Origin of the sequence: Nostoc sp. 2RC (genome assembly GCF_014222165.1) — a bacterium.
Classification (GTDB): Bacteria; Cyanobacteriota; Cyanobacteriia; order Cyanobacteriales; family Nostocaceae; genus Nostoc; species Nostoc linckia.
Genome location: NZ_JACKZU010000518.1, coordinates 1 through 4,144, shown reverse-complemented (window position 1 = coordinate 4,144; position 4,144 = coordinate 1). Strand labels below are relative to the sequence as shown.

3 protein-coding genes are annotated in these 4,144 nt (G+C 40.7%); 2 read left to right on the top strand and 1 reads right to left on the bottom strand.

Annotated features, from left to right (window positions below; all coding sequences use genetic code 11):
- The first annotated feature begins 120 nt into the window (after positions 1-120).
- A complete protein-coding gene (locus GNE10_RS32455; protein ID WP_185570106.1) occupies positions 121-1,266 on the top strand; it encodes an AI-2E family transporter in 1,146 nt (381 codons plus the stop codon).
- Positions 1,267-1,631: 365 nt separating this feature from the next.
- Here GNE10_RS32455 and GNE10_RS32450 read toward each other — a convergent pair whose 3' ends face one another.
- A complete protein-coding gene (locus GNE10_RS32450; RefSeq protein WP_099071590.1) occupies positions 1,632-2,513 on the bottom strand; it encodes a DUF4231 domain-containing protein in 882 nt (293 codons plus the stop codon).
- A 360-nt stretch (positions 2,514-2,873) separates the two neighbouring features.
- On the opposite strand from GNE10_RS32450, the gene GNE10_RS32445 reads away from it, so the two are divergent.
- Positions 2,874-4,043, top strand: a complete 1,170-nt coding sequence (locus tag GNE10_RS32445) for a homocysteine biosynthesis protein (RefSeq protein ID WP_099071591.1) — start codon at positions 2,874-2,876, stop codon at positions 4,041-4,043.
- The last annotated feature ends 101 nt before the right edge of the window (positions 4,044-4,144 follow it).

The following is a 4,144-nucleotide window of genomic DNA, read 5'->3' as shown; positions in this document are numbered from 1 at the left end:
TCTCCCCAATCACCAGTCCCTTACTATCTGAAGCCTATATCTAGGCACGAGTGATGGAAATCAGCTAACCTAGCTGAATTACAAGAAAATTGCATCTCGCCAAGTGTTGGGAGTCAGCCTGTGAACCTCGGTCAATGGATCGGTTTAATTGCGATCGTTCTTTCTTTATACATTTTGTGGCAAATTCGAGAAGTATTATTACTGATGTTTGCCGCAGTTGTCTTAGCCACCACTTTAAATCGGCTAGCAAAACGCTTCCAACGTTCAGGGATGAAGCGCGGACTCGCTGTGGTGTTGTCAGTCGCTATCTTTTTTGCAGTAATTGTGGGTTTTTTCTGGCTAATTGTGCCACCTTTTGCACAGCAGTTTCAAGAATTAACTTATCGGGTTCCCCAAGGATTTCAGCGCTTTAATACTTGGCTAGATGCACTTAGAACCCGCATCCCTAGTGAGTTGGTTCCCTACGTTCCAGATATCAACAGTCTCATCCAACAAGCACAGCCTTTTGTAAATCGGCTAGTGGGAAATTCCGTCGCTTTTGTCTCTGGTTCCTTGGAAGTGCTTATCAAAGTTTTACTAGTGCTAGTTTTAACAGGAATGTTGTTAGCCGATCCTGTAGCTTACCGCAAAGTTTTTGTGCGGCTTTTTCCTTCATTTTATCGGCGACGAGTGGAGGGAATTTTAAACAAGTGCGAAATTTCTTTGGGAGGGTGGGTAACAGGCGCTCTTATTGCTATGGGTGTAGTGGGATTAATGAGTGTAGTTGGCTTATCTGTTTTGGGTATCAAAGCAGCACTGGCTTTAGGGGTTTTGGCTGGATTTTTAAATTTAATTCCCAACCTCGGCCCGACACTGAGTGTAGTACCAGCAATGGCCATCGCTTTGTTAGACGAACCTTGGAAAGCGATCGCTGTTTTGATTCTCTACTTTATTATTCAACAGGTGGAGAGTAATTTCATTACGCCCATTGTCATGGCGCATCAAGTTTCATTGTTACCAGCTGTCACCTTAATTTCTCAATTATTTTTCGTCACTTTTTTTGGATTTTTAGGATTATTCTTAGCATTACCCTTAACCGTTGTGGCTAAAATTTGGGTACAAGAAGTTTTGATTAAAGATGTTTTAGATGAATGGGGACATCATCCACAAGAAACTGAGTTTGTCATCAGTTCTAAATTTCCTCAAGTAGACGATCCTTGGTCAACAGAAACCCCAGAGAGGGATGGAGAAGAAGCTGTCGATAAAGCTTTACCTCAAGATGAATAGTTACAGCAGATTGTAACTTTGTGAGGTATAGGTAATACCATTTCACTTTAAAATATAAGGTAGGGGGTAAGGGAGAATAGACTTATTACAAAAGTCGGGAAAAGGTTTGGTATTTTACCTTTCCCCTTTAACATGATTCCCTTTTCCCACAAGAGTGCAAAAAGCAATTGATTGCAACAGGTCTAATAATAACTAATCAGTCACCAGTCACTTTTCATACCTGAAAAACGCTGTATTTCTAAATAAAAAAATTCCCGACTTTTAAACAATCGGGAATTTCAAGTTTTAGAGCAAAATCGATAAATTCTGTTGGTAAGAATCACAAGGGAGAATAGCTAACTGATTTATTACATAAGAGTAATTCATCACTTTATTGTTTCATTAGCTGACTCTTTACTCGATTCGTTCGATGAAGTCGATTCTGTTTTGTCTGCTTGAGTCTCAGACGCTTGTTGCACTTGGTTGAGGTGAATGTTATTCACTTGAACAATAAAGTATTCTAATGCCTGACTTGCTTTTTGTTGCTGCTGAATTTCGTCAGCTACATCATAGCAACGATAGGGCTGAGTTACTCCCAATATAAATTTTTCTTGTTCAGCCTCTAACAATTCAACAGCTGTGTTAGCAGCAATGGAATTCTTTTGAAAAGGAAAAGAGGTAACAATACTGGCGAGTATGGAAGCAAGAGCCGGACAAAGAACGGGGAGCCACTTCAGCCAAGGTTGTCCTGATTCTAATTTATCTACCAAAACTAAAATTGGTGTCACCCCTGACAAAATCACTGTTGCTATTTGCAAAATGTAGTAAAGGTTCCTCGATACTGTCTTAACTCTTTTATAATCATCAATTAAGTCTTGAGAGTATTGTAAAGCTTTTTTTCTAGCTAAACTCAGAGTGTTTTGACTCCAGGAAGTATTATTAGCCAATAGGTAAGTATATAATTCAGCTTTTCTAGCTAGTTCGGACTTTTCCACCGACTTTTTAGAATCCTGAAATACTTGTCTATTGATTAATAACAAAAAAAACAAAACAGTTAAAGAGATTGTTCCATAAATGACAACTGTTTTATCAGTTGAATAAAAATTAATAAACAGAATAGAAGAAACGAAAATTGCCAGTAATAAATACTCAATTACCTTGAAGGTAAACAATTTTTTTTCTTCTGTTGAAGAGGATAAATTTTGAAATGTATCAGAAATTTGACTTTGGTTTTTATTCTCAAAATTAGTTAATTCAGAAGTGGTCATTGCCTCTTACTCAGTTCATCAACGTGTAAAATTTAGTAAACTTGTGCTGTACTCAATCCTAACCATACATACATTTGATTGATAAAGCAAGAGTCTTGTTGTATTAATTTTACGGCTATTGGGAATATGCCTCAGGAAGGATACTTAGGTTGCGAATGCTGATAATTCTAAAGGCGAACAACCCTTCATCCCTACTAATTATGGCGTTGTGGAGGTTATGCGTGCGATCGCTGCCAATGACTTTATGGATTTTAGCCGACTTGCGCCTGAAAAAACTTGAATTTTATAACTATTTCAAGAAGAAATCATGTCATCTGTCATTTATAAAAGAAGACAATAAAAGGCGCTAGCACCAATAAAATGCGAACAATTGCTGAAATTAACGACAAAATCAGCCGCCAACGTGCGGTAGTGTTGACAACCGAAGAATTAAAAGCACGAGTTCTAGAAATCGGTGTTACTAAAACTGCGAAAGAAGTTGATGTCATTACCACTGGCACTTTTGAGCCAATGGAATCAAGTGGTGCAATTATCAACCTGGGACACACTGACCCCCCAATCAAAATTCGCCGTTGTTGGTTAGATGGCGTTCCAGCTTACTCTGGTTTTGGGGCAGTAGATTTATATTTGGGTGCCAGCTGTGCTGTAGAAGTGATGGATGGTGAAGAAGTCCGAGAACGTGGTGGTGGTCATGTCATCGAAGACTTAATCGCTGGTAAGCCGATACACGTGAGAGCGCAAGGACAAGTAACAGATTGTTACCCCAGAGCAACATTTGAAACTACAATTACCAGCGAAACGATTAATCAATTTTATTTATTTAATCCGCGTAATCTTTATCAAAATTTTATCGTTGGTGTGAATGGTGGCGATCGCCCACTTTTCACTTATTTGGGGCCTTTACAACCGCGTTTGGGGAATGCTGTTTACTCTAATCCCGGTGCAATTTCCCCGTTACTCAACGACCCGGATTTACAACTTATCGGTATTGGTACAAGAATTTTTTTAGGTGGTGGTGTTGGCTATGTCGCTTGGGAAGGGACTCAGCACTTTCCCTTACAAAAACGTTTAGCGAATCGCACACCCATTGGCCCTGCTGCCACTTTAGCTTTAATTGGCGATGCCAAGCAAATGAATGCTCATTGGGTGCGGGGTTGTTACTTCAAAAGTTACGGGCCTTCATTGATGTTAGGCGTTGGCGTACCGCTTCCCGTATTGAACGAACAAGTAGTAGAACACTGTGCGGTGCAAGATCGAGACTTAGTAGCCCCAATAGTAGACTTTTCCATCCCCCGCCGCGTCCGTCCCACCTTTGGTTTAGTGAGTTACGCCCAACTCAAATCCGGGCGGATTAGCATAGAGGGCAAAGCGGTACGCTCTGCCCCCTTAGCAAGTTTATTTTTTTCCAGGCAAGTTGCCCTAGAGCTAAAACAGTGGATTGAAGCAGGTAAATTTACCCTTACAGAACCGGTTTCTCCAATTCCAATGGAGCGTTCTTTCCTCCCCCAAGATCGTTGGACGGATTTTTAAACTTGGGCATTGGGGCATTGGGCATTGGGCATTGGGCATTGGGCATTGGGCATTGGGCATTGGGCAAGCAGGAACTGTGGGAGGGGTGGGAGGTGTGGGAG

Coding starts and splice junctions, on each gene's coding strand:
- GNE10_RS32450 (WP_099071590.1), bottom strand. CDS start 2,513: ATGACCACTTCTGAATTAACTAATTTTGAGAATAAAAACCAAAGTCAA.
- GNE10_RS32445 (WP_099071591.1), top strand. CDS start 2,874: ATGCGAACAATTGCTGAAATTAACGACAAAATCAGCCGCCAACGTGCG.